Source organism: Pseudomonas sp. Z2-11 (genome assembly GCF_054161305.1).
In genome coordinates, this window is the sequence record NZ_CP096395.1 from 3,348,287 (window position 1) to 3,374,088 (window position 25,802).

The window sequence follows — 25,802 nt, forward strand, 5'->3', positions numbered from 1 at the left end:
AGCGGCATAGTGGCGTCCCGAATGCTTCGCTCACATACCGTCTCGGGCGCAGTGCAGGACTAATCTCGTATGACAAACCTGTTTCCCGTTTTGAGTCATGCAGGCGGCATGCGACACATGAAACAGGAGCGCAGACGAGGACAAAATTCCCAGGCGATTTACCAAATGTGTTGTTACCAACGCTCGAGCCAGTTATGTTATTACATATCAATCGGAGAATTTATCTTGAAATATCGCGTGCCGCTGCTGGCAGGATGCACACTCGAGCAATTCCGACAACTAATATCGGCGGCACAGCCTCTTACATTAGACGAACTGTCCATCGCCGGATCAGCCTTGGCAGAACGGGTTGATGGGCCTGTGCGAGGTTATCGAGCGACGCACTCGAGCACAGCCACTCGCACCGACTCCGACAAACGCGATGTCCCGCGAAGGATCTATGTCGAGTGCCTTAACACCATGCGTATCGACCGCGCCTTGAATCTCGCCGGCAGTGTCTCGCGACAGAATAATTTTGGCGGACTGACCTTCCTCAATTACAGCGTTCGAGGTATTACCACCGGAGCTGTACAAGAACGGCCTGCCATCAACCGTGGCAGCTACAGCGCCCCGGACACCTCCAATATCGAGCGTATTGAAACGCTCAAAGGCCCAGCTGCAAGTCTTTACGGTCGCGGTGATCCCGGCGGCCTGGTCAATATCGTGACCAAGCGTCACAAGGCTGAGACGTTCAGTAGCCTGAACATCAACGCCGACACCTGGGACCGCTACCGCAGCAGTGTTGACGTCAACTCGCCCCTCGACATCGAGGGCAACCTGCTGGCACGGATAAACATCGCCATCGACGATAATAGCAGTTTTCGCGATCACGATGAGAGTCGACGATGGATCATCGGTCCGTCGTTGAGCTGGCAGGTTTCACCGGACACCAAACTGATGCTCGACACCGAGTCCTCCCGTGCCGAATCGGTGCTCGACCGCGGCATTCCGGCAGTCAACGGTGAACTGGGCTCGGCCAAGGGTTCGACCTTCGTCGGTGAGCCCAACGATGACCAGATACATAACGACAACCAGACCATTGATCTGACATTGGAGCAATACTTGAACGACGATTGGAAGGTTCGCCTAGCCAATCACTATATGTCGGGAACGCTCAGTGCGTGAGCTCGGAACCACCAGCGTAGTCACTTGAAGCTCTCGCCATGCTTGAAAAACAACCTTGCATATCCACAATCGGGAAGGAGGATACAATGCCAAAAATATGCAGTCATTGGTTATTTTCACTTGAAGAAAAAAACAAGATTGGCAACGAATTAGTTAGCCAAATTAGAGCATTGCATTTTTCTATACAGATGATCACCAGCTTGGTGGTTATTCGTAACGATTCATTTTCACTTGAAAAGACGGAGCCTAGTCCTGGCCTAGTCATATATAATAATAGCGCCCCAGATGCAAATACTCTTTACGAAGATTTGCAGAACTCTTTAGATAAAACAAGTGCCACAATCGAGGCTTTCATTATGGATTCTTCAAAGCTTGTTCGCTTTGTTGAGTCATATGTACTGACAGCACCGCCTAGCAATGATTTAAAATCATTAGTCGACATGTGCTTTGCTGTAAACGACTTAATCTATGCGCTTAGAGGGTGGCAAAACAGTTATCCGGATCGGATGGGCATTACGCTTAAAAATAACCTTCCAGGTTAACTCTCGTCATCAAGAATATTAAGCACCAGGATAAACTCATGAAACTGGGAAATAAATTAATCCAAGTCGCTCAGGAGCTAAAAATCAGCCAAGAGATTGTTGTCCAATCAATCGCCGAGCTTATTCTGACCATACGATGCATGGAGCAAAGGATGCAATCCATTCAGATAATGGATAACTCTGATAAATTAGGGTTAAAAGATCGCCTTTATATCTGCGCCTTGGGGATTCAAAATATTAAAGATGCAGCGCTTAGTCAGCTGGGATTGCTATCGGCAAAAATCGACTTAGAGTTAAATGCTTTATCAAGCCTTATGAGCTCAAATAGCAACAATGAGATAATACCCCGCAAAGAGATTTTCTTCCAATGTTCATCCCAGCTTAAACAATTTAAGACGGAAGTCGAAGCCTTAAAAAAGGATATTAATTATAAAGTAGGATAATAGCAAAATTGAGAAACACGCTTTACCGGGAGCGCAAAATTCACAGAAACCTGGATCGTCTGCTCCGCCTACGATGCGATTGAACTTGGGATTAAAAGCTACGAAGGTGCGCCTATTTCTTCCCGATGGATGACCATGGGGCTCGCTATGCGCTTGGATTCGAGACCGGTCTTATTCGAAGATCAAAATATGGCAGACACGTAGGGCTTATTTGCGAGGATAACAGGATGCATATTTTACACAAAATCAGCAATTAGCTCTCGCAATTGACGTCCGAGGTTTTGGCTCTGGCTCGTACTAAAAGCGTTTGGAAATGGGTAACGGCGAACAAGCGGAAAAGTATCGCCGGCAATAAAATATCCGATTGCTCGATCCCGAGTTATATCTGTGGAAGTAACTCATATACGGCTGCACTTTGAGTAGCAGGGTCTGGGTCTTCTCGTAGTCAGCCTTGTTTTTGCTATGGTGCGCAAGCCCGACTAGTTCAACGCGACCGGAAAGATCAGGGCCGATGTCGAGCATCGCTACGCAGAATCGTGCGTTTTTTCGTATTCTCCGGCTTTAAGACAATCCCGGAAGGAACAACGAATAAGGAATCGCAGGCGTACGCCTCCACGTACCCCGCCCACTGCGGAGGGTCCCAAACGATACTTGAACCGGTCACAGGGGATTCACAAGTTGTGGTACTACCGGAGTCCTGTAAATGTCGTGTTATCACATAGTTAGCGGAGGACTCATTTTGGAACATCGCGTACCGCTGCTGGCAGGACTCACACTCGGGCTATTTGGACACCCTATTTCAGCTGCACAACCGCTGACGCTGGATCCATTGACAATCACCGGATCCGCCGTGGAGGAACGTGCAGATGGCCCCGTACAAGGTTATCGAGTGACGCGTAACCTTTAACAAAAATTCGCGTTACTTCTGTGCACCGATGGAGCATGCGCAGATGGATCGCGCATGCTGCTCTCATGGCATATGATTTTTGATCACCCATCTAAAAGAGGTGGTCAACATGGTTATCTGCACGCAGCATCCCGATCATAACCACCCAAATACGAGGCTGCTGTGGTCATACGGCGATTGAGCACGATGGCCACATTGATTATCTACATGCGGTGTCATTGGCAATATGTAAGACGCTCATGTCAACGAGCACAGCCTGTCGGTAAAATGACACCGATCCCTGACAGGTCTCTGCATCGATCCCACGGCTACCACTGCGACGACTGCAACTGATGATCGGGTCATTGGCCAGCAGCTTGCGGACTACCGGAGGTTGTCCTCCAAGCAGAAGAATACTCATGAAAACGGCTTGATTCTGGACGACACCCGCAATGCTACCCTGCGTTAGAAAAGCGTGCGCATTGCTAAGCAATCTCCGTCGTGACCATTCCAAAAGTCACGACATGGTCGAAGGTATCGATAAGTCCCCACCGTGCTCATAATTTTAAATCTGTGCGCTGGATCTTTCCAGCACTTCAAATTTTAAATTTTTGTACCAGAGTATTCAAATTAATCGCGAGTCGACTGAGTTCGTTGCTTGCTGTTATTGTTTGGTTCGCACCCTCGCTGCTCTGGATGGCCAAAGACCGAATGCTCATCAGACTTCTATCGACATCTCTCGCTACGTGCGCCTGCTGTTCCGACGCCACGGCGATCTGAAGATTACGTTCGTTAATTTGAAGTACAGAGTCGGTTATTTGCAGCAGAGAACGGCCCGCATCCTCAGCCGTTCGTTTAGTATTGTGAACTTCCTCGGTACTTCTACGAATTGACTCTACAGTAGTGGCAGATCCACTTTGTATAGCTGTTATCATTTTTTCGATTTCCAAGGTAGAAATTTGCGTCCGATGCGCCAGCGCTCTTACTTCATCAGCAACAACAGCAAATCCCCTTCCCTGTTCGCCTGCACGTGCGGCCTCGATAGCTGCATTCAAAGCTAGGAGATTAGTTTGTTCTGCAATACTCCTGATGACGCCAACTACGTGACTTATATCTTCAGCTTGGGCCGCCAACAAGAGCACCTGTGAAGATGAGCTTTCTACAAGCTCTGTCAACGACTCAACGGCGGTCAAGGTTTCAGAAACCCGCAAATTACCAAGCTTAGCCGACTCACTTGAATCTTGGGCTGCTAGTGACGTAGACGTCGCGTTACGTGCAACTTCTTCTACTGCAGAAGTCATCTCTGTAACGGCAGTAGCAGCCTGCTCGATTTCGCTATTCTGTTGCTGAATTAATTGCTCAGCAGCCTCGGTTATCGACGTCATTTCAACAGCGGCAGAACTGAGCTGCATAGACGCTTCTGAGATTTCGAGAACTGTACCTTGCAGATTCTTAGACATTAGATTGAGTGCAACCATCAGCCGGGATACTTCATCTGATCCAGAAACCTCAAGGCGCCGCGTAAGATCTCCCGAAGCAATTTCTTCTGCTAGTTTTAGCGATTCTCCAACTGGTTTAACAATGCTACGCGTTAGAGTTATGGCTAATATGATCGTAAGTAATAGAGAGACAGCGACAACGGTAGTAAGCACCTTAGTACTCTCTTCGTAGACGACACCAGCCTCGACACTCAAGGCTTTAGCTTGCTCAGCATTGAACTGTCTTATGAAGTTGAGCCTATCTTGAAATAAATTGGCGTTATCAGCTTGAATAGAATTGGCAAATGCTAACGCGCGATCATGGTCAGCCGAGTCTAGCTTGGCTAACTCTGCAAGTCCCGCAATGTATACTTTCATCGCTTGGTCTGCAGCCTCAAACTGTAACCGGTCTTGATCTCCGGCAATCAAATTTTTTCTATAATACTCGCTGTGGGCCTCCAACGACTGCACCGCTTTCTGAACTTTCGCTTCTGCTGTCTGCTTACCCGCTACATTCGTTGAATTGGCAAGCATCCGGATACTTTCCAAACGAGCATCTAGCAAGGAAATTTGGATATCATCAATTGTCTGTGTGCTAGGTAGCGCATTTTCCGCTAGCTGCTGCCCAGCAGCCCTCAGTTGAGATAATTGGACATAGGAAAAAATACCTAAACAAATAAGGACAGCGGTAATAGCTCCAAAGCACAAAGTGGCTTTCTTGGAAATGCTTAAATTTTTGAAACACATAGCGACTCCGATAGTCATTTAACGTAACAAACCAAGCGGGCACGACGATAGAAGCTTGGCCTAAAGATAGGGGAGATTCTCGACACCAGCAAAGCACGACTTATTTGGCAAGTGAAGGGTGCCGAAATGCGAAAAAGTCGAAAGCAGACGAGTTATTCTTTAGTTCCTACATCTCCGCGCCAAACAACTCATCATCGAGTTTTTTAATGTTCGAATGCTTTTAATGAGAACTTTTTTGTATTCACAAAACGCATCTGAAAGCAGATTGCAAGGGTTTTCTGGCGTATCCATCTCGAGACTAGAAGTAACAGAATCGAGATGACTTAGACTCTCGGTGATATTACGTCTGATACTCGCTTTCAACGCTTCCAAAGAAAGATTTAGCTTTTTTAACTCTCTAACAAGCATGTAAGACGGCAAAGATGTAGCTTTATCGGAGCCACTGACATTGCAACAAGCGGCTTTTTCCACCTGAATATTTACCAGCAGAAAGTCATGTTCTAATGCACGCACGGAGAATACAATACCCCCCACATCCTCAATCATCTGCTTCGTGAGTTCTTCGCACTTCTTCGTCGCATCCGCGTAGCTATATAATTTTTGCATAATAGTAATCAACCACAACCGGATTTAATAATGGAATTAGTTATTTTCCTTTACGAGGATTCAATAAACTCTTAATCAAACCACCCCAGACTGGAAAAACCTCTAAGATACGTTCATATCCAAAATCAGCCTGATTTTTTTCAACTAAAAAAGCATATTCAGCAAAAATACATTTGTGTAGTCGACATTTTTTACCATGCGATGACATTATGCTATCATTCCGGCTAAATTAAATGACAATAGGTTGACGAATCGCGCCAAAACGACGTATATCTACACCAAGCTAAATGCGCGGACGGGCTTCGTATGGTGGCTAAAACGATTCAGTTCATTACCTTTTCGCAGGCGAACCTCATCGATTTCGCGGGTCCTTTGGAAGTATTCTTAACAGCTAATCATTTCTCTGACCCGAAAGCCCCGCCGTATAAGTTATCGATAACTTCGCTTGACAATACCGCGACGCTTCTCGACAACGCGGATCTTCACACAACCTCGTTAGATTGGAGTACGCCTGTTCCTCATACTCTAATAGTACCAGGCGGGCCTGGCATCTATAGCTTTTGCAGAAACCCTCGCTTCAACTCCATATTTAAAGCACATGCTGAAAAAGCTATAAGGTTAGTTTCGGTTTGTACGGGAGCATTTGCCTTAGCCGCGACGGGGCAACTAAAAGGCCGAGAGGTAACTACCCACTGGTCCGCTTATGATGAATTCGAGCAATCTTTTCCAGATGTATTATTGAAAAGAGGCCCCATCTTTGTTAACGATGGCCATATATGGACGTCCGCAGGAGTCACCTCGGGCATTGATCTTGCATTAGCGTTGGTCGAAACCGACCTAGGGCATGCCATTGCGTTTAAAGTAGCGAAACACTTGGTTGTTTTTCTAAAACGACCAGGCGATCAAAACCAGTTCAGTTCTAGCTTGGATATGCAAACCAAAAGCGGCAATTTTTCGGATCTTCATGCTTGGGTTAATGCAAATTTGGCAAATGATCTGTCCATTACGGTATTGGCGACGCGAATGAACATGACTGAACGCACGTTTATAAGAAGATATAAGACGAGCACAGGGTTAACGCCAAGCAAGATGGTTGAACGGTTCAGGATCGATACAGTTCGTAACTTGCTCATAAGCACAGACTGCCCCCTAAAAGAGATCGCATACCTCACAGGACTCGGACATGAAGCCATTTTAATAAGGAAATTTTCAAGTTTCTTTGGCGTAACGCCCAACGAGTATCGCAAAAGGTTCAAATCCAGCTTTTGATCAGGATGGGCACGCGAGCCGAATTCGGCGGAACACGATCAACCGGTACAGCGTGGCTCCGACAACGCGTTCAGCTCCTGCGATAGAACACAAGTTGGGTTCACGTCACGCCAGTGAGGTGGCTGGGCACTCAATACGTCAAGAAAAAACTACGCGATTTGCAATTGACTCTGTCGGGCGTACGTTCCCCATCAGCGCTCTCAGGTGTCCGAGCAAGCTCAAGACCTGCAGTGGGGTGGACCGAAAGAGTTGGCATAAATCCGGTTCAGCATTGCTGGGACTTCCAGCGCACCACGAAGTCCAATCTTCGGGCGGTGCCCCCTCCCCCCTCTTGCTGAAGATCTGCATCCCATTGACTTAAGAAGCTGTTTTTTCGGGTCAACAGTTTGGCATTATGCTGAAGGCGTCGCTGGCCGCGAGGATCGATACCCTTGGCGACCAGCGCCCTGGATATCACGCAGAGCGCGAGCATGGCGTAGGCCTATTTCAGGATAAATACCGAGCGAAATACGAGGCTGTTTGCCCGCCCAAGAAAAACGGAATTGCCAGCTCTTGGTGCCTTTCGTATCCACGAAAAACGCAAAGCCATCAAACTCAGGAAGTGTTTAGTTATCGCAGGTTTCACAGTCGAAAATATCGTGGCTTTGATTCCTAAAGGAGTCATGGCATGCTGGCCGTATGATTCGGAAATCCGACTATTAGTAAGCGGACGGCATATACTTCGTTACACGCGGAACTGATCCATTAACTTCAATTGAAGATTGGCGAGTGAATTGAGCTGACTGCTGATATGTGCCGACTCAGTGGCTTGCTTTGTAAGTGTCTCGGTGACGCTAAGGATTGCTGAAACGTTGCGGTTGACTCCTCGGCTACAGCGCTCTGTTCTTCAGCCGCACTGGCTATCTGCAGGTTCATGTCGCTTATCACCGTCACCGCATCGCGAATCTTTCCAAGCGCTTCGACGGCTTGCTGGATCTGCCCGGCATTATTATGGGCTTGAGTCTGGTTTGGATACATGATAGCCACTACGCTTCGGGTATTCGTCTAGATGCACTCAATGATGTTTACTCCTTCCTGAGCCGCCTGATCAGCGCCCCTCGCAGCCTGTGCTGCGTTTGAGGCACTGCTGGCAACCTCATGCGCAGTGGCGCTCATTTCATTGGAGGCGGTTGCCACTTAATCTATTTCACGAAATTGTACTCGCATCCCTTCACTGGTTAACCGAGCGACTTCTGAAGACTGAGCGGCGGTACCTCGTGCATTTGTGATGCTTTGTTTGATCTGGGCACTGGTCGGCTGCAACTTTTCCAGAAAGCTGTTAAACCAGCGCACGAACTCCCCAGTTCGTCTTTCTTGCTGTAGTGCAGCCGTTGCGTCAGTTCTTCATCACCGCTGGCAATTTCTTTGAGCATATGGACAACAATGTTGATGGGCCGGCTTACGCCGGAGGCTGTAAGCCAGATCAGCAGCAGGCCAAGAATGCCGGCACCGATGGCAACGAGCCCTGACTTGAGTTTGCCACTGGTTTGCGCATCGTCAAGCAAAGCCTAAAGCTTTAACGAGTCGGCGAGCAGAACATGTCTGGCAAATCAATCGCCACTCCCCATGTGGACGATTGCACGTAGACTGCAGAGTTACGGCTTTTGGCCTTCCCTGCTCCGCCCGAAGCTTGAGCATCGGCATTGCCGAGCCCCCCAGTTCTGTGCGGAGGACTTCCTGAAGTGCACTGGGTCTCCAACCGCGCGGATCAGAGCATAGAAGTGATTATCTACGGGGCACTGGTGACGGGCCGCCTCTGGCCGTCACATTGAGCGTGAGACCAGCACTATCACCGAGGGTGTAGTCATTACCGGTGATTCGGGCGTGCCGAACTGTCATTTCTGAGAGTGCCATCGCGAGCTCCTGAACAGAGTCAGGGCCAGATGCTCATCTCGCTACACAATCTGCTCCAGCATTAAACCGATTCAGCGCTCGTCAGAATCCTGGACTCAAATCTGGACTTAAACGTACCGGATAGTGCTGGATTTCAGTGGTTCCCGCTGGAACGAAAAAAGGGCCTAAAGACCCTGATTTCAATCACTTACAGAATTCAGTGGAACTCTGTAGCGCAATATTTGGAGCGGGATGACAGATCTATACTGCTTCAGCGATTGGGAAAACCTATCAATGCGTCGTTGAGCTCGTCGCGTGCGCTGGCTGATTCGTCAGGGTTGCTTGTCGATAGTATATTCATCACTGAATAGCGGGTGTAGGCGAAAGCCAAATTTATGTCATTTCCTAGCGCAATACCGGGCAGGAACTGATTCTCGATTTCCAAACCTGCGCCACGAATTTCGTACATCTGTTTCAAACTGAAAAAACCAAGCCCTAAGATGAGAAAAACCACAACCGTAAAACAGGCCAAGGTGCGTCTAGCAATTTTTAAACGCCTAAGAAATATAAGAACCTCTGCGCGAAGTTAAGGTAAGCGCAAGGGCGCTTAGAATTTGATAGCAAGCAATCGAGATGGCGCGAGTTTTCTCCATCCTCAAACCAAAACGAAGCTGATAGCACACAGGGTTGAACCTTGGAGAAGCATAGCTGATTTCAAAGAAGCCCTCCGTAGTGGCGATATCGCATCATCTAGTAGGTGTATGTTTAAAAAAACGCAGAATTTAAGAAATGCGCAAGAAATTTCGCTTTAGGGCCACGACGCCGCGACAAAGGACAAATATAGTGCGATGCCACCCTTAACATTGAGAGCTACACATGTTTAAGCTTAAAACTTACTATCTCGCGGCGATGACCAGTTGCGAAAGACTCACGGATGGAGTCATACAAAATTCCAACGCTATAATGGCCTCTGTACAAGTAATAGAGGAAAACTTTCTGCGCGCAAGCAAGTCTGTTGCCAACGCCACTGGCGCAAGTGACGCTAAAACCTCCAATCAGCCCATATCAATACCAGCCGTCATCCTCGAAAAAGAAATGTTAAATCTGGTATTTTCGCTATCTGAGCTTAAGAGCGCAGTGCAAACTCGGTTGAGTTCAACGCTCCAGGATCTCAACGTAAGCTTGACTGACGCCGCCGGAGCGAATCCTATCATTTCCGACCCGGAAGTGTTCAAGGCCTATCAGGAGTATCGGGAAGTGCTAGTGAAATGCATCCACACTCTAGAGCATTTTCGTGACGAGCTTTTTGAGCCGCAAAACATCTAAAAAAACAGTCACTGATAACGTGGATGTTAAACTTGTCAGAATTCAAACATCATGAGTTCTCTTATTTATTCCACGGTACGTTCAAAATCTTTTATATTTGCACTGTGGCGATGGATGATTCCAAGGCACTATACTGGGCAGCGGCAGATGCCGGATTTAGATCTACACCCAAAGTTCAGTTGAAAAAATCGATTGGCATCACTAGCGCAGAGATACTAAGCTTAGGCATAACCAATATGGCATGGAATATGGGGTGACGCTTAAGAAGCGGAAAACCCAGACTAGTTTCTTTACGCTTTGGCATAGAAGGACGAGGGTTAGCAAAAGCAGATCCCATGATCATGGATTCAAATTCTGAGGTCCTTTCAGAATACTCTTGGTGAGATGCACTTCACATTTCACAATGCCCTAATAACCGCGTAAGGCCGCGTGGCCCCGGCGTGCCGTATAGGAGGCTAGTGAGGCGTGCGGGCGATAGCAGGATGCGGCAGTGCGGCAGGGCGAGAAGGACGCTGGTCAGATAACATATCAAACTGATTAATGATATGATATAACATCAGCTACCGTTTTGCTGAGATTTAGCGATGGATATGTACCGATTCTCTGATCTGTTAATACAAAGTACGGAAATTGCAGCTTGCCATTTCCAAGCTCATGATAACGACATGGAGATCTTTCCAGGTCACGGCGGGCAGTTACATTACCAAAAAAAAGCTTGTATTCTCGGGAAGTCGTTCGTCAGTTTGACGATTAGCCACACTGGCTGGGGCTACGAGATGAGAAACGAAACGAATGGCTTTCTAATCACCATTCCTCACGCAGGTGAATTCACTTGGAGAACTAGCGTTGGTAACTATAGAGCTACTGCTGGCACTCTTGCAGTTGCTGATGTGCGCGAAATATCTGCTTCACATTATGCTCCGGGCATCACATACACCTCTGTATATATAGACAACTCGGACATGTTTAGATACCTCTCGGCTCTACTAGGAGCACCACCTAAGACGAGAGTGTATTTCGATAAGCCCAACCCAGAGGTATGGAAAATTCGGTTTATACTAGGACTTGTAAACACGATCTTTGATCTAGCCGAAAACTCTCGTGCCCCGTTAGAGAAAGTGGCGAGTAGCTTAAAAGAAAGCATGGTTGGATTTGTGCTATCAAATTTCAACAGTAATTACAGTCGCGCGCTCGATAGCGCAGTTGGGGTAGCCATTCCGACACCGTATGAAATAAAAAAAGCGGCAGAGTATATGACTGCAAATGCAGATCCCGAATTAACAGTCGGTGAAATCGCCATATTTGCTGGAATAAGCGTTAGATCACTGCAAACCGGTTTCAAGCGTTATAAAAACATGAGTCCAATTGAATTTCTTAGAAACGAACGATTGCTTAAAAGTAAAGAACTCATTTTAAAGGGAGGGGCTCTCGCTCGTCCGCAAGAGGTGGCTTGTCAGGTAGGGTTTTTGAATTACCATGTATTCTGTAAATACTACATGCAGGCGTTTGGTGAGCATCCTACCGTCACATTTCAGAAGTCCAAAAGATCGTTTTTATAAAACGACTTAACTGGTTTCTAGACTGATAGCGTGTGTTATCCGCAACCGGTACCGCGATGCATTGCTAGAAATGCTTAGCTGGAAGAAGTCACACACTGTACAGCAGCTCAGCTATAGCCCGTATTTTAGTTTATTTCGGCAACTTCTCAGGTCTGTTTCCCCCAGTGGTCATGGATCTGGTTGGTGCGCGGCCCCTACTTGCTCCTTGCACCATCGCAAACCTACCGCCACAACGTCGTATGAGCTACGGCAGTCTGATCACCCACCTTAGGCACTAGTTAACTCAATCAACGACCAAGCTACTGGCTTCACCCTTTTCTTCGGCCTTATCGACCAAAAATTTCATGATGTTTTCTCACGTCGATTCTCCTACATCCCGGTCCATGTTTACCCACAACATGCCTCGGCTTAGTATTTTCCCAGTTTATACATGCTGCACCAGACTGAGACGAATGGATGATGCAAGCACTATATTAAGGTCATCATTAATGGTTTTTGGGTTCGTACAAAAAAACTTGCGCTTTTCTTGAATGCTTGCGCTTTTCTTTACATGCTCTTCCTTCTTTGTGTACTCAATATCAATATCCTGATGATTAATTTTGGTGAGGTGCTCGTCAGATAGAGGTTCAACAGTTCATGCCATGTTGGCCTCTAAGCTTGACCAGTTCGCTAGTCATCTCATGACTAAAGTTTCACACATCGGCGCCGATGCGCTGATTAGATCTGGCGAGGCAAGGTATTGCGACTATCGCCCTCATTTGAATACCGACCGAGCGCATACTAATTATGCTTAACGCATTTTCCATTCGTCTTAGAATCGTACTGCTGGCTGGCCTTTGTCTGCTGGGCGTAGTCGGCTCTATCCTGGCCGTGAATATCTGGCAGACTCGCCAAAGCAATCAGTTGGTGGGCACCTCCAGCCAAAAGATGCTCGCCAGTAGTGTAGAGAAACTGCTCACCGCCAAGGCAGCCGAAAAAGCCGCCGTCATGCAAAAAACCTTCGGTGACAGCTTACTCGTAGTCACTGCCTTGGCCGACCAAGTTCTGGACCTGCGGAAGACCTCACTGCAGCGTAACGTTGCACCGGCCCTTCTGCGCGAAGATCTCAATCTAGCCCTGAAGACCGCGTTCGAGCGCAATAAAGGCGTGCTCGGCGTCTGGCTGGTATTCGAGCCCAACGCTCTGGACGGCCAAGACATCGACTTCGTCAACGAGGACGAGCACGCTTCCAACGAAACCGGCCGTTTCGCCAGCTACTGGACTCGTCCTGACGGCGACGCTCACAACGAGCAGATTGAGGAGCCGGACCTGAGCAAAGAGGACATCAGCATCAGCGGCACGCCCTACAACAGCTGGTACACCTGCCCCAAAACCACCGGGCAGACGTGCATGCTGGAGCCCTATATGGAAACCATCAGAGACAAGTCTAGTCTCACGATCACCACGTCAATGCCGATCCGCGTTGACGGCAAGGTTATCGGGGTAATCGGTATCGATACCGCGCTTGACTCTTTGCAGGCCGCTGCTATGGAAGCCCAAAGCGAATTGTTCGGCGGCGCTGGGCACATGATTATTGTTTCTGGCAACGGCATCATCGCGGCCCGCAGCAACGATGCAGCCAGCATGGGCAGCAAGATCGACCAGGTGATTCCCGGCGAGGCGGCGCAGATCAGCCAGTTGATCGCAAGCAACAAGCCCAGTGTGATTCAGCAAGGTGACATTATTCGCGCGGTTTATCCCGTTCCGTCGCTGCCGGGCAGCAAACCCTGGGGTGTGATCATCAACCTCCCACAGCAGGTCCTGCTGGCAGACGCGTTCAAACTGCAGGGCGTACTGGATGACGCTCAGGCTAGTGGAACGTTCAAGTCGCTGCTCGTGGCCTTTGTGGCCGGCCTGATCGGCTTGCTGCTGATCTGGCTGACCGCCTCGGGCGTCACCCGGCCAATCAATAGCGTGGCGGCCATGCTTAAGGAGATCGCCAGCGGCGATGGCGACCTTACGCAGCGCCTGAAGTACGCCAAACAAGACGAATTGGGCGAGTTGGTGAAGTGGTTCAATCGCTTTCTCGACAAGCTGCAGCCGACCATAGCGCAGATCAAGCACAGCATTACTGAAGCGCGCACCACCGCAGACCAGTCTTCAGAGATTGCTCGTCAAACCAGCGATGGTATGCAATTGCAGTTCCGCGAGATCGACCAGGTGGCGACCGCATCCATGGAGATGAGCGCCACTGCCCAAGAGGTCGCCAGCAGCGCTTCTAACGCAGCCACCGCAGCCCGTGGCGCCGATCAGTCGGCGCAAGATGGCATAAGTATCATCGAAAGGAGTACGCAGGACATCTCGCACTTGGCTGAGGAAGTGAGCAAGGCAGTCAAGGAGGTCGAAGTTCTGGCCGATAACAGCGAGAAAATCGGCTCGGTGCTCGAAGTAATTCGTTCGATTGCTGAGCAGACCAACCTGCTGGCGCTTAACGCCGCTATTGAGGCCGCTCGTGCAGGCGAAAGCGGCCGCGGTTTTGCCGTGGTAGCCGACGAAGTGCGTAACCTGGCCAAGCGCACCCAAGATTCGGTGGAGGAAATACGCTCGGTCATTGAGCGCATCCAGACTGGCACCCGGGGCGTGGTGCATACCATGCATTCGAGCCAGACAAAGGCCCACAACGGTGTTGGACAGATTCAGCATGCTGTGCAGGCGCTGAGCAGGATCGGCGAGGCAATCACTGTGATCAGCGACATGAATATGCAGATTGCGAGCGCCGCCGAGGAGCAAAGCGCAGTTGCCGAAGAAGTGAATCGCAACGTCTCGGCCATTCGACTAGTTACTGAAACTTTGACGGGCCAAGCGACCGAATCGGCGCAGGTAAGCAGCCAACTCAATGCCTTAGCCACTGAGCAGATGCGCTTGATGGATCAGTTCAAAGTGTAAGAAAAACGTACCAATAGAGCTGCTCTAAATGGCAGGCACGTGTGAGTCAACATGCCAGGTTCGAACACTCCAGACTGTACGATTATTGTGTCACTGTTCGAACCCGCTGCTGGGGCTCGCTCTGGTTCCTGCTCTCAGGCGGGTCAAGGAGCATAGGGGAGGCAAGCTGCCATAGAACGCAAAGAATGTTGAAGTCCCGACGAGATTAGTTGAAAGTCCGCTTACCCTAAATGGGCTGGTGCAAGATGTGTTCGGCAGACGCTTACAAACAGATTACGTAATCGCCATAGGGGGGCCTTCATAGGCCGCTTCCCTGCCACACCACCCTGCATGCGGGTCCGCAGCGGGCGGTTCGAGAGATTTAGGTTATGAGAGCCGCACTAGTCCCAGCCTGTCGAACCACGCCATATGCAACAATCGATTCAGCTCAAATCGGCCATTACGCCATCAACGATAAGAGTTGTCCGCCACTTCGGGCCGATTGGCTGCTGGCTTCCAGCACCTTCAGTTCACGGGTAGATCGTCGGTTCACGCCTCCATTGATAAAGCTGGATCGTACGCAGTCGGTGTTGTAGCCATTCATCAAGCTCTCGCCAGATTTTCGGTGTTTGTGACAACCCAAAGTAAGTTCTCCAGCCCAAAAGATAAGGGCGTAGATTTTCGACAACTCTCGCAAACTGCGACAGCCTGAGCACCGGTGGTCGTTAGTAAATAAAACAAAGTCATTAGCTTCTATAATTGAACCCGAGGTCCGCGAGCCAAATGAAGCTATGAATCGATTCTTAGCAGGATAGATTTCACGGCTCTGAGTCATCGCTGTGAAGAAGACTGTCGAGTTGCGCATAGGCTGATATCGCGTGCACGACTTCACTCCTGTCTATGCTAAACAGGAGCTGAGGATGGGGCATTTGGCATTGATATCCTTCAACACGCCTGCATGGGTATGATTGATCCCTAACAAGCAGGAACTGACTCATGGGAAAGAAAAACACCGCCTCTGTCGAACCCAATGAAAATGGCACCAAGGAGCGGATACTGAAAACCGCTGCGAAGTTGTTTTCGACACGGACGCGACCGGGATGGCCGAGCTGGAAAAGGCGATGGATGGGCCTTGGTCGGGGCGCGCTGTATTACCACATCGGTAGCAAGGAAGAGTTGCTATTCGAGATCACCAGCCGCTATCTGCGGCTGTTGATCGCTGAGGGCAGCCCTCTGTGTGAAAGCAATATACTCGCGGAAGACAAATTTCGCCAGTTCTCCACTATCGTCATGCGGACGATCGTCACCCATCTAGCAGAGATGACTGTCTGTTTCCGAGAAATGTATTCCGTCATTGGCACACGCCAAACCGAACTTCTCGACTTGCACCGTCAGTATGAAAGGCTCTGGTCACAGATCCTGAAGACAGGCGTCAGTGAGGGAACTTTTCGTACATCTGACTCGTTGGCCGTCAAGGCTATCCTTGGCATTCACCACTACAGTTATCTGTGGATCAAACCAGGTGGCCCACGCTCTTCCGACTCCATCGCAATGTTTTTTTGCGACACCATTTTGCCAGGACTCAAGACTACGCCAGCCCAGGCTTGACGATCATCCGCGGCGCGTCACATGCGCCGTCTGCGCTCTTATCACTTTTCACCTCGTTCTACATCGACGCTCTGTAGTCGTTCGTAACCCTGGACATCCGCCCTTTCCGCCCTAAGCTTAAAACCAGACAGACCGATCGGTCCACACATCAGTTGCCTGTTCCGATTAAGCTCCGGAGGAAAAACAATGAAAAAAATCTCATGGCTCGTGCAAAGCAAGACGTGTCTGAAGTGCCGATAGCCAGCAGAGATTTTCTGTTAAAAGCGGAGTATTAGTTGGCACTGCGGCATTTCTTCTGGCTGACAGTAAACTCGCCACGGCAGAGACCACCAATACGGCCAGCCTGGACCCGAATCTGCCCCTTGAAATCCCGCAATGGACTCGCAGCGTTGGCGCCCCGACGGCGAGCCCTTACGGAAAACCCTCAAAATTCGAAACCAAAGCAGTCAGAAATTTATACCCCGGTCTGAAAGACACGATGTCTGCCTACAACACCCCGCCGCTTCAAGAATTGGACGGCATCATTACCCCCAACGGTTTGTTTTATGAGCGCCACCACGCGGGGGTACCAGAGATCAATCCTGCGGAACATCGGCTGTTGATCTAAGGCCTCACTGAAATAGCGCTGATATTTACTATGGACGAAATTCGCCAGTTCCCCGCTGTGTCGCGTGTGCACTTCATGGAGTGCTCGGGCAATCCGTCGTTTCTTCCTCCGTGGGGTAAAACCGCAGCCGAAGTCAGTGGTTTGGTGAGTTGCGCGGAGTGGGCGGGCGTTGCCCTGAAAACACTGCTGGATGAAGCCAGTCTGAAGCCAGAAGCCAAATGGAACATCGCCGAAGGTGCTGATGGTGCCGCTATGACGCGAAGTATCCCCATCGAGAAGTGCCTGGATGATGTGATGGTCGTTTACAGCCAGAACGGCAAGCGTCTGAGACCGGAACAGGGATACCCATTGCGCCTGTTTGTTCCGTGCTACGAAGGCAATATTCACATCAGATGGCTGCGACGATTACACATCACCGACGCACCTGCCTACACCCGGGAAAAGACGGCTAAATACACTGACTTGATGGCCAATGGCAAAGCTCGGAAATTCTCCTTTGTCATGGAATGAAATCGCTTGTGACCTACCCCTCCGCACCAGAAACTCACACGTACATGAACAGCCGTGTCGCCTGTCATGGATTGAAACTCGAAGGCGGCGTCGGCCCAGCATTTGGCGGGAGGCGACGGGTCGCTGACCACTGACAAGCCGGTTAAGACAATCGGCAGCTATTGGCCCTACGCAACGACTCTTTTTGACTACATCCGTAGAACAATGCCCTTTCAGGCTCCACAGTCATTGAGTAATGAACAGGTATACGCAGTCACCGGCTATACATCCTGCACATGAGCAAACTGATTGAAGCCAATACGACCGTCAATGCATCGACATTGGCAGCGGTAAAAATGCCGAATCGAGATGTTTTTTTGCCGATGATCGACTCGACACCAAAGCGGTTGCCTGCATGACTAACTGCTTGAAAGTCCCCTGATAGAACCCTGCCTGACCGGGCAGTATTGCTAATCGATGGCGGTGCGATTCGCTCAAGTCAGTCGGCCCGACGCTACGCATCGCTCTTCGAGCAAACGCACGAACATGGTCAGGCTTTGAGACACCGTCCCCCGGCGCCACACCAGCCAGGTTCGCAAATAGCGAAAGGATTCCGACAGCGGCCACACACTCACCGTGGTGCAGCCCGGCATGCTTTCGAGCATGCTACGCGGCATAAGCGCCAGGCCAGCACCGGAGCTGACACAGGCCAGCATGCCGTGATAGGACTCCATTTCAAAAATCTTGCCGGGCACCGCAGCATCCTTGGCAAACCAACTTTCAAAGTGATGGCGGTAAGAGCAATTGGAGCGAAAGGCGTAGATGTTTTCGCCGTTCACGTCCTGCGCGCGGTGGATCGGCGAATGGTTGAGTGGCGCGATAAGCACCATCTCTTCCTCGAATGCCGGCACGCCCTCCAGTGCCGGATGCAGCACTGGACCGTCGACAAACGCAGCGGCCAATCGACCCGATAGCACGCCGTCGATCATGGTCCCGGAAGGACCAGTGGACAGGGCCAGTTCGACCTTGGCGTGCTTCTGGTTATAGGCGGCCAACAATTCAGGGATTCGCACCGCCGCCGTGCTCTCCAGCGACCCCAGGGGAAACGATCCTTGCGGCTCTTCCCCAGCAACCGTCGCGCGCGCCTCCTGGACCAGATCGAGAATGCGCCGGGCATAGTGGAGAAAACTCCAACCGGCAGGCGACAGCCGCAGGCGGCTTTTCTCGCGGATAAACAGGTCCACGCCCAGGTCCAGTTCCAATTGTTTGATCCGCGTGGTCAGGTTCGACGGCACACGATGGATGTGCTGGGCAGCGGTGCTGATGCTGCCGTACTCGGCAACCGCTTTGAAAATTTCGAGCTGCACCAGATCCAAAGTCATTCTCCATACATGAACGATACAGTCAGCATTATTCAGTTTTCAGAAACTAAAAGCCACCGTAGTCTGAACGCCTCTCCACCACGTAGGACGGTGCCATGACCAGTATTTCCAGCCTCACCCACGCGATTTCGATTAACCCCGCCAACGGCGAGCAGATCGGTAACTACCCTTTTGAATCCGAAGCGGCGCTACAAACCGCACTGTCACGTGCCGCGGCCGGGTTCCGTGCGTGGCGCGGCGCACCGGTTGCGCAACGCGCGCAACGGCTTATCGCCCTTGCCGAGGTCTTGCGCAACAAAGCAGAAACGATGGCGAACATTATCACCCTGGAAATGGGTAAGCCGATCACTCAAGCACGCGGCGAAATCGAAAAGTGTGCGCAGCTCTGCGAGTGGTACGCCGAACACGGCCCGGCCATGCTCAATGCGGAACCGACAATGGTTGAGGGCGGGAAAGCACGCATTGAATACCGCCCACTCGGCCCGATTCTTGCGGTGATGCCATGGAACTTCCCGATCTGGCAGGTCCTGCGCGGCGCCGTTCCGGTATTGCTCGCCGGCAACACCTACGTGCTCAAACACGCGCCGAACGTGATGGGTAGCGCTTACCTGTTGCTGGAAGCCTTCCAGCAAGCCGAATTTCCTGAAGGGGTTTTCGAAGTCATCAACGTCACGCCGCAAGGTGTTTCCACGGCGATCAAAGACTCACGTATTGCAGCCGTGACCCTCACCGGCAGCGTGCGAGCCGGCATGGCCATTGGCGCGCAGGCCGGTGCAGCGTTGAAAAAATGCGTCCTGGAACTGGGCGGTTCCGACCCCTTCATCGTACTCAACGATGCCGACCTCGACGATGCAGTGAAAGCCGCTGTAATTGGTCGCTATCAAAACACCGGGCAAGTCTGCGCGGCGGCCAAGCGCCTGATTGTCGAGCAAGGCGTTGTCGAGGAGTTCACGCGCAAATTCGTTGAAGCCACGCGCAAACTGGTGGTCGGTGATCCACTGGCCGCCACCACGTACATCGGCCCGATGGCTCGCTTTGATTTGCGCGATGAGCTGGATCAACAGGTGCGCGACACTCTGGAGGAAGGCGCTACGTTGTTACTGGGTGGCAAAAAGGCCGAGGGGGCCGGCAACTTCTACGAACCAACGGTTTTCGCTGATGTCACCGACCAGATGACCTCGTTCAAGCAGGAACTGTTTGGCCCGGTCGCTTCGATCATCACTGCACGCGATGCCACCCACGCCCTGGAACTGGCAAATGACAGTGAGTTCGGACTCGCTGCGACGATCTATACAGGCGACGTGGAACGCGCCCAACAAATGGCCGGTGAATTGGAATCCGGCGGTGTATTCATCAATGGTTACTGCGCCTCCGATCCGCGTGTCACGTTCGGCGGTGTGAAGAAGAGCGGATTCGGTCGTGAGCTTTCGCACTTCGGGGTACGCGAATTCTGCAACGCGCAAACGGTGTGGCTGGATCGGCATTAAGTGCATAGTATCCAGCACGGAGATGGGCGAATGTCAGCTTGATACAAACTCATAAACACAAAAATCCGCTACACCTGTACAGGAGGTTAATAACAATCATGAAAGACGCCACCATCGCGCTGCACCATGGTTTCAAGTCGGACCCGACCACCAAGGCCGTCACCGTACCGATCTACCAGAACGTCGCCTTCGAATTCGATAACGCTCAACACGGCGCCGACCTGTTCAACCTGGACGTGCCAGGCAATATCTACACGCGGATCATGAACCCCACCAACGATGTGCTGGAACAACGCATGGCCGCCCTCGAAGGCGGTGTCGCAGCCCTGGCCGTCTCGGCCGGCAGCGCGGCAATCCACTATGCGATCCAGACCCTCACGCGTGCTGGTGACAACATCGTCGCCACGCCACAACTCTATGGCGGTACCTACACCCTGTTCGCCCACCTGTTGCCGAGCTTTGGTGTGGATGTGCGTTTTGCCCGAGACGACTCCGCCGAGGCCATCGCCGAACTGATCGACGACGATACCAAGCTGGTGTACTGCGAAAGCATCGGCAACCCGGCGGGCAATATCATCGACATCGAAGCCCTGGCCAAGGTCGCCCATGCTCGTGGCGTGCCGCTGATGGTCGACAACACCGTGGCCACGCCGATCCTGTGCAAGCCGATCCAGTTCGGCGCCGATATAGTCGTGCACTCAGTGACCAAATATGTCGGCGGCCACGGCAACTCCCTGGGCGGTGTGATCGTCGACGGCGGCACATTCCCTTGGACCCAATACGCGGAAAAATTTCCCGGCCTCAACCAGCCCGAGCCGGCGTATCACGGCGTGGTCTATACCGAGAAGTTCGGCCCCGCCGCCTTCATCGCGCGCGCTCGCACTGTGCCACTGCGCAACACCGGCGCGGCGCTGGCGCCGATGAACGCGTTTCTGCTGCTGCAAGGACTGGAAACCCTGGCGCTGCGCATGGAGCGCCACACTGAAAACGCCATGAAGGTTGCGCAATTCCTGCAAGGCCATGCTGAAGTGGAATGGGTCAGCTATGCCGGACTCCCGGATCATCCGCACCACGCATTGGCGCAGAAATACATGCAAGGCAAACCATCGGCGATCCTGTCGTTTGGCTTGAAGGGTGGCTATGAGGCAGGCGTGCGCTTCTATGACGCTCTGCAGATTTTCAAACGCCTGGTGAACATCGGCGATGCCAAGTCTCTGGCCTGCCATCCTGCTTCCACTACTCATCGGCAGATGAACAAGCAGGAACAAGCCAAGGCCGGTGTGAAGCCGGAGATGATTCGCCTGTCGGTGGGCATCGAAGCCATCGAAGACCTGATCGTCGATTTGAAGCAGGCGTTGAGCTCAACCCCGACTCTGTGACCAGGCCGTAGGCGCGAAGGTACTCGAGTAACGGTGCAGGCATTCGCCACCATGGACATCCTTGGCCATGGCAAGAATGCCTGTCGTAACGAGATGCGTGGACGGGCCGATCCACTGATCCTTGATCACTGGATCAAATCCTGTCCTTGCGGCTATCAGCGTTTCTGTTTGCTGCCCAAGACCAACGCCACACCGCCGAGGACCGCCACAGACGCCACGACCAGCCGGAGGGAAAGGCTTTCACCGAGAAAGATAATGCCCGCCAGCGCCGCCAGGATGGGCACACTCAATTGTACGGTGGCCGCTTGGAACGATGCCATGTGGCGAACTGCGCTGTACCAGACCGCGTAACCGACGCCCGAGGCCAGCGCTCCGGAAAACACCGCATAAAGTAGACCCAGCGGATCCCACCGCAGCCCTCCCAAAAACCCCAGGCTTGCAATAAGTACCAGCGGAATCGAGCGAATGAAGTTGCCTGCAGTGGTCGCCATAGGGTCCGATACGCCTTTGCCAAGCAACGAGTACCCACCCCATGCGAGCCCCGATATCAGCATTATGAGAGCACTGTATGGATCTGGAGCCGTGGCACCGGGGAGCAGTAAACTGATCAGGCCACCAAGTGCTGACAACAGTCCGATTACCGCGGGTAGCCGCATACGCTCGCCCTTGCAAACGCCATAGAGAACCATGGTCAGTTGCACAGCACCGAAGAGCAACAACGCTCCCGTTCCCGTATCCAGGTTCAGGTAAGCGAAAGAAAAAGCGAATACATAAATGAACAGCGCCACTGCGCCCACCCAGCTTCCCTTTACCGGCGTTGAGGGACGTTTGAGGGCGCAAATAAGCCACAACACCAAAGCCCCACTTACCAGCCGTACGACGCTAAAGCTCGCTGCATCAATATCGGTGTGTTTAAGCGCCAGGCGACACAGCAAAGAGTTGGCGGCGAATGCGACCATGGCAAAACAGGTCAGCCCGATCAGCCTTGCAGAGGCAGGTGAGGTGGCGGTCTGCATGGGGTGAATGTTCATTGTTTTTGTTGGCTCCAATACCCGTGTGGGCTTTTAGATTTTCCTGCCGGCAATGCTTCACCGTGCCTGGATTGAGTTCCAGACGAATTTATAACGAATCTGTACCGACCGGTCAATACAAAATGGGCCGGTGATCATGGCGTCCCACGCCATCCAAATACGTACGACACCACTGATCAGTGCCGTTGGAAACTACTTGCTTCGTAGCTGAGATCCGCGATAGCTGCCAACAAGTTAGCTTCAGGATGGATGTCATAAACTGTAGTGAATGGCATCGCGTAGTACTCGGGTTCTGTTTTCAGAATCTTGAGTTCGCCGTCCTTGATGTAACTCTCGCAAGAAGAAATCGGCAGCAAGCTGATACCCAGACCACCACGAGCAAGTGAGATTATTGCGCCTAAAGAATTACAGGTGGCCGCTCGTTGCTTACGGCCTGCAGGCAACTTTAGAAGGTCATCAATCAAGTTGTTGGTATAGGATTCGGTGCCCTGATATAGGATTGGCCACTTTCGAAGTTCCTCCACAGACATTACATTGTTTTGTGGAATAAGAGAGTCGCTGGCCATCCAGGCAAACGGAACTGTTCCAAGTTCAAGTGAAACCAGGCCTGGTTCCGGAGAGAGACCCGCAACAACGGCGAGGTCCAGGTTACCACTTCGTATGCCATCCGAGAGAAAAGGATTTAATCCAACTTCATACTCTACTTGAAGGCTGGGATAATGTGCTCTGATAAGCGCCGCAAACTTGGGCAACCATGTCATGGCAACCAATTCAGCAACGCCAACTCGGACAATGCCGGTGAGTGAGGTCTTCGAGCCAACATTGTGCTTGATCTTCTCGGCCAACACCTCCATCTGTTGAGCATAGACGACAAGCTCCCTGCCTTTGAACGTGAGTTGGACATTACGTTGCGATCGGTCAAAAAGTTCGACGCCGAGCATTTGTTCCAGCTCGATGATTCTCGCCGAAATAGTAGACTGTGTTACATACAGCCGATCTGCCGCCGCAGAAAAACTGCCAAGTTCAGCGATTACCAAAAAAGTCTCAAGCTGGCGAAGATTCATATTATTATATTCCTCATATCATGACCGTACGCTTTATCGCGAGGATCATCACACGCCATCATGCCGGTCCAGTCAAGTAGGAGATCGAGCTTTCTCCCACCACCCGAATGCAGTCAAAGAAATGCTCTGAGGGAAGGACCATAGCGTCCGATCAGAATACGTCATTCCCTAGCGCTCTGGTGGTCAGCAGTCGTGAAATGTACTGCGCTGCCCCGCACAACCTCACCGATTCATAGGACCATCGAAAATATCGATCGACTTTTACAAAGTTTTTTCGTTTGATCTTCAAGCGCATTTGGCAAATTATCGGCCTGGAACTTTCGAGGCGCCGATACGCGTCTCAGATAAACTTAGAGATTAGGCGAATCTCATTCATGGAAAATTAACCAGTCCGAGGTGAGGCCTACAGCGCCCGACTTCGGCATCGCACAGTCTCAATCCATAGCGTGGCACGATAGTGCATGTTATATCGAAACACACCGATAACTCGACACATCAGGATTGCTAAAACGACTGATTTATAAAGTCTAGGCCGGACGTTTCACACCACTGCCGTACAATTTCCAATAATAATGGGTGATAGATGTGCTGAGCACTACGAGCGAACTTTCGACAGACCAACTGGCAACCAGTACTTGGGGCTGCCCGCCTTCACCTCGATACTCTTCACTTGTTGAAAATATCAGACCTCTGTTGGTTAAAATCAAGGATGGCGCGGCCGAGCGAGACTGCAATCGTATTTTACCTGGCCCAGAAATCAATGAACTGAAGGCGCTAGGTTTCGGTGCTATCCGGGTTCCTGCCGATTATGGCGGCGCGGCGGTCACCCTACCGGAATTCTTCGCGATGATCATTGAGCTGGGTGAAGCTGACTCAAATATCGCACAAGCTCTACGCGGCCACTTTGCCTTCGTGGAAGACTTGATGAGTTTCGGGGCAACGCCTTTTGCGGATCGCTGGTTGAAAATTGCTGGGCGTAATGAAACAGCATCCAACGCCATGGCGGAAATTGGCCCGGGTGCGATGCAGAAATCGTTGCTGACGAAGCTGATCGAGCAGGATGGGAATTTTTCCGTCACGGGATCAAAATATTATTCAACGGGAGCGATGTACGCCGATTGGATTGAAGTCAGCGCGGCAGATGCCGCCGGCGAATCAGTGCTAGCCATGATAAACAGGCACGCAAAGGGCGTAGAGATCATCGACGACTGGGATGGCTTTGGGCAAAAGCTCACTGCCAGTGGCACCGCACATTTCAGCAATGTGCAAGTGGCGGAAAATGATTTACGCAAGCACTCAACACGATTTGGTCACTCACTTCCGTATTTTCAACTGTACCATCTTGCTACGTTGGCAGGTATTGCGCGCGGCGTTGCTAATGATACTGCTGAATTTGTGGCGAAAAGAACGCGTGTGTATTCACATGGCGCCGCCAGTAAATCCTCCAACGATCCGCAGCTTTTGCAAGTGGTCGGCGCCGTAAGAGGGATGGCTTACTCCGCAGGGGCGCTTGTGATGGGCGTTGCGCAGAGCATGGAGAACGTCGTCAATCTATTAAGAGACGGCGATAAAGACGCTTACGACAGGGCATGTCCCCTCCTCGAAATCGAGACGTCTCAGATCCAATCGGTTGTTATCAATCTGGTTCTAAAAGCAACCACTCAGGCATTCGATGCAATGAGTGCTTCCAGCACCAAACAAGGCCTTGCACTTGACCGCTACTGGCGAAATGCGCGTACCATCGCATCGCACAATCCTCATATCTACAAACAGCGAATTGTCGGGGAGTTTGCCGTAAACGGTACGTTGCCGCCCGCTCGATGGACTGTTGGAGCTGTTTAGAAGCAGAGCTGATGGCTGACAGCGTTCGTAAAGAACGCTGACTACCATGTTGCGCGTTTATAAGAACAAGAACGCTCCTTCAATATAACAACTATAAGAATTCGACATCTTTACGAA

The 25,802-nt window shown here is 51.2% G+C and carries 20 protein-coding genes and 5 pseudogenes; 15 read left to right on the top strand and 10 right to left on the bottom strand.

Annotated elements, in window-relative coordinates; genetic code table 11:
* Positions 1-225: 225 nt before the first annotated feature.
* The 3 genes and pseudogenes from M1E16_RS14720 to M1E16_RS14730 form a co-directional block, all read left to right on the top strand.
* Positions 226-1,155, top strand: a pseudogene (locus tag M1E16_RS14720) (TonB-dependent siderophore receptor); the annotation flags it as partial.
* 95 nt (positions 1,156-1,250) lie between these two features.
* Entirely contained in the window at positions 1,251-1,706 is a 456-nt protein-coding gene (locus M1E16_RS14725) for a hypothetical protein (protein ID WP_458127678.1), read from the top strand.
* Between the two features lie 38 nt (positions 1,707-1,744).
* Positions 1,745-2,149, top strand: a complete 405-nt coding sequence (locus M1E16_RS14730; protein ID WP_458127679.1) for a hypothetical protein — start codon at positions 1,745-1,747, stop codon at positions 2,147-2,149.
* A gap of 1,482 nt (positions 2,150-3,631) precedes the next feature.
* Here the strand turns inward: M1E16_RS14730 and M1E16_RS14735 are convergent.
* From M1E16_RS14735 to M1E16_RS14745, 3 genes and pseudogenes are all read right to left on the bottom strand, one after another.
* Entirely contained in the window at positions 3,632-4,513 is an 882-nt protein-coding gene (locus M1E16_RS14735) for a methyl-accepting chemotaxis protein (RefSeq protein WP_458130331.1), read from the bottom strand.
* A 24-nt stretch (positions 4,514-4,537) separates the two neighbouring features.
* A pseudogene (locus M1E16_RS14740) lies at positions 4,538-5,278 on the bottom strand (MCP four helix bundle domain-containing protein); the annotation flags it as partial.
* A gap of 141 nt (positions 5,279-5,419) precedes the next feature.
* Positions 5,420-5,866: a hypothetical protein gene (locus M1E16_RS14745; protein ID WP_458127680.1), complete on the bottom strand. Its 447-nt coding sequence runs from the start codon at positions 5,864-5,866 to the stop codon at positions 5,420-5,422.
* Positions 5,867-6,172: 306 nt separating this feature from the next.
* Here M1E16_RS14745 and M1E16_RS14750 point away from each other — a divergent pair, with 306 nt between their 5' ends.
* Positions 6,173-7,135 carry a GlxA family transcriptional regulator gene (locus M1E16_RS14750; RefSeq protein WP_458127681.1) on the top strand — a complete coding sequence of 321 codons (963 nt, stop codon included), beginning with the start codon at positions 6,173-6,175 and terminating at the stop codon, positions 7,133-7,135.
* A 392-nt stretch (positions 7,136-7,527) separates the two neighbouring features.
* On the opposite strand, the gene M1E16_RS14755 is transcribed toward M1E16_RS14750, so the two are convergent.
* The 3 genes and pseudogenes from M1E16_RS14755 to M1E16_RS14765 form a co-directional block, all read right to left on the bottom strand.
* A complete protein-coding gene (locus tag M1E16_RS14755) occupies positions 7,528-7,707 on the bottom strand; it encodes an Arm DNA-binding domain-containing protein (RefSeq protein WP_458127682.1) in 180 nt (59 codons plus the stop codon).
* A 152-nt stretch (positions 7,708-7,859) separates the two neighbouring features.
* Positions 7,860-8,741: pseudogene (locus M1E16_RS14760) on the bottom strand (methyl-accepting chemotaxis protein); the annotation flags it as partial.
* A 537-nt stretch (positions 8,742-9,278) separates the two neighbouring features.
* A complete protein-coding gene (locus tag M1E16_RS14765) occupies positions 9,279-9,539 on the bottom strand; it encodes a hypothetical protein (protein ID WP_458127683.1) in 261 nt (86 codons plus the stop codon).
* A gap of 344 nt (positions 9,540-9,883) precedes the next feature.
* Here M1E16_RS14765 and M1E16_RS14770 point away from each other — a divergent pair, with 344 nt between their 5' ends.
* The 5 genes and pseudogenes from M1E16_RS14770 to M1E16_RS14790 form a co-directional block, all read left to right on the top strand.
* Positions 9,884-10,333 carry a hypothetical protein gene (locus M1E16_RS14770; protein ID WP_458127684.1) on the top strand — a complete coding sequence of 150 codons (450 nt, stop codon included), beginning with the start codon at positions 9,884-9,886 and terminating at the stop codon, positions 10,331-10,333.
* A 23-nt stretch (positions 10,334-10,356) separates the two neighbouring features.
* Positions 10,357-10,590 (top strand): DUF6555 family protein, encoded by a 234-nt coding sequence (locus tag M1E16_RS14775; protein ID WP_458127685.1) that lies wholly within the window; start codon positions 10,357-10,359, stop codon positions 10,588-10,590.
* Positions 10,591-10,917: 327 nt separating this feature from the next.
* Positions 10,918-11,892, top strand: coding sequence for a helix-turn-helix domain-containing protein (locus M1E16_RS14780; protein WP_458127686.1), 975 nt, complete (start codon positions 10,918-10,920; stop codon positions 11,890-11,892).
* A 987-nt stretch (positions 11,893-12,879) separates the two neighbouring features.
* A pseudogene (locus M1E16_RS14785) lies at positions 12,880-13,911 on the top strand (cache domain-containing protein); the annotation flags it as partial.
* Between the two features lie 366 nt (positions 13,912-14,277).
* A pseudogene (locus M1E16_RS14790) lies at positions 14,278-14,817 on the top strand (methyl-accepting chemotaxis protein); the annotation flags it as partial.
* A gap of 509 nt (positions 14,818-15,326) precedes the next feature.
* Here M1E16_RS14790 and M1E16_RS14795 read toward each other — a convergent pair.
* Positions 15,327-15,512, bottom strand: a complete 186-nt coding sequence (locus M1E16_RS14795; protein WP_458127687.1) for a group II intron maturase-specific domain-containing protein — start codon at positions 15,510-15,512, stop codon at positions 15,327-15,329.
* A gap of 280 nt (positions 15,513-15,792) precedes the next feature.
* Here M1E16_RS14795 and M1E16_RS14800 point away from each other — a divergent pair, with 280 nt between their 5' ends.
* The 3 genes from M1E16_RS14800 (at position 15,793) to M1E16_RS14810 (ending at position 17,521) form a co-directional block, all read left to right on the top strand.
* A complete protein-coding gene (locus tag M1E16_RS14800; RefSeq protein ID WP_458127688.1) occupies positions 15,793-16,404 on the top strand; it encodes a hypothetical protein in 612 nt (203 codons plus the stop codon).
* 478 nt (positions 16,405-16,882) lie between these two features.
* Positions 16,883-17,011, top strand: coding sequence for a hypothetical protein (locus M1E16_RS14805; protein ID WP_458127689.1), 129 nt, complete (start codon positions 16,883-16,885; stop codon positions 17,009-17,011).
* Between the two features lie 30 nt (positions 17,012-17,041).
* A complete protein-coding gene (locus tag M1E16_RS14810; protein WP_458127690.1) occupies positions 17,042-17,521 on the top strand; it encodes a molybdopterin-dependent oxidoreductase in 480 nt (159 codons plus the stop codon).
* Between the two features lie 473 nt (positions 17,522-17,994).
* On the opposite strand, the gene ptrR is transcribed toward M1E16_RS14810, so the two are convergent.
* On the bottom strand, positions 17,995-18,876 hold the full coding sequence (gene ptrR, locus M1E16_RS14815; RefSeq protein WP_458130332.1) for a putrescine utilization regulator PtrR: 882 nt from the start codon (positions 18,874-18,876) through the stop codon (positions 17,995-17,997).
* A gap of 101 nt (positions 18,877-18,977) precedes the next feature.
* Between ptrR and M1E16_RS14820 the strand changes: the two genes are divergently transcribed.
* Both M1E16_RS14820 and M1E16_RS14825 read left to right on the top strand, forming a co-directional pair.
* A complete protein-coding gene (locus M1E16_RS14820; RefSeq protein ID WP_458127691.1) occupies positions 18,978-20,369 on the top strand; it encodes an aldehyde dehydrogenase family protein in 1,392 nt (463 codons plus the stop codon).
* A gap of 98 nt (positions 20,370-20,467) precedes the next feature.
* Positions 20,468-21,748, top strand: a complete 1,281-nt coding sequence (locus tag M1E16_RS14825; protein ID WP_458127692.1) for an O-acetylhomoserine aminocarboxypropyltransferase/cysteine synthase family protein — start codon at positions 20,468-20,470, stop codon at positions 21,746-21,748.
* A 155-nt stretch (positions 21,749-21,903) separates the two neighbouring features.
* On the opposite strand, the gene M1E16_RS14830 is transcribed toward M1E16_RS14825, so the two are convergent.
* On the bottom strand, positions 21,904-22,764 hold the full coding sequence (locus M1E16_RS14830) for a DMT family transporter (protein WP_458127693.1): 861 nt from the start codon (positions 22,762-22,764) through the stop codon (positions 21,904-21,906).
* Between the two features lie 191 nt (positions 22,765-22,955).
* Entirely contained in the window at positions 22,956-23,843 is an 888-nt protein-coding gene (locus tag M1E16_RS14835) for a LysR family transcriptional regulator (RefSeq protein ID WP_250963332.1), read from the bottom strand.
* Positions 23,844-24,428: 585 nt separating this feature from the next.
* Here M1E16_RS14835 and M1E16_RS14840 point away from each other — a divergent pair.
* Entirely contained in the window at positions 24,429-25,685 is a 1,257-nt protein-coding gene (locus M1E16_RS14840) for an acyl-CoA dehydrogenase family protein (protein ID WP_458127694.1), read from the top strand.
* Positions 25,686-25,802 lie beyond the last annotated feature (117 nt).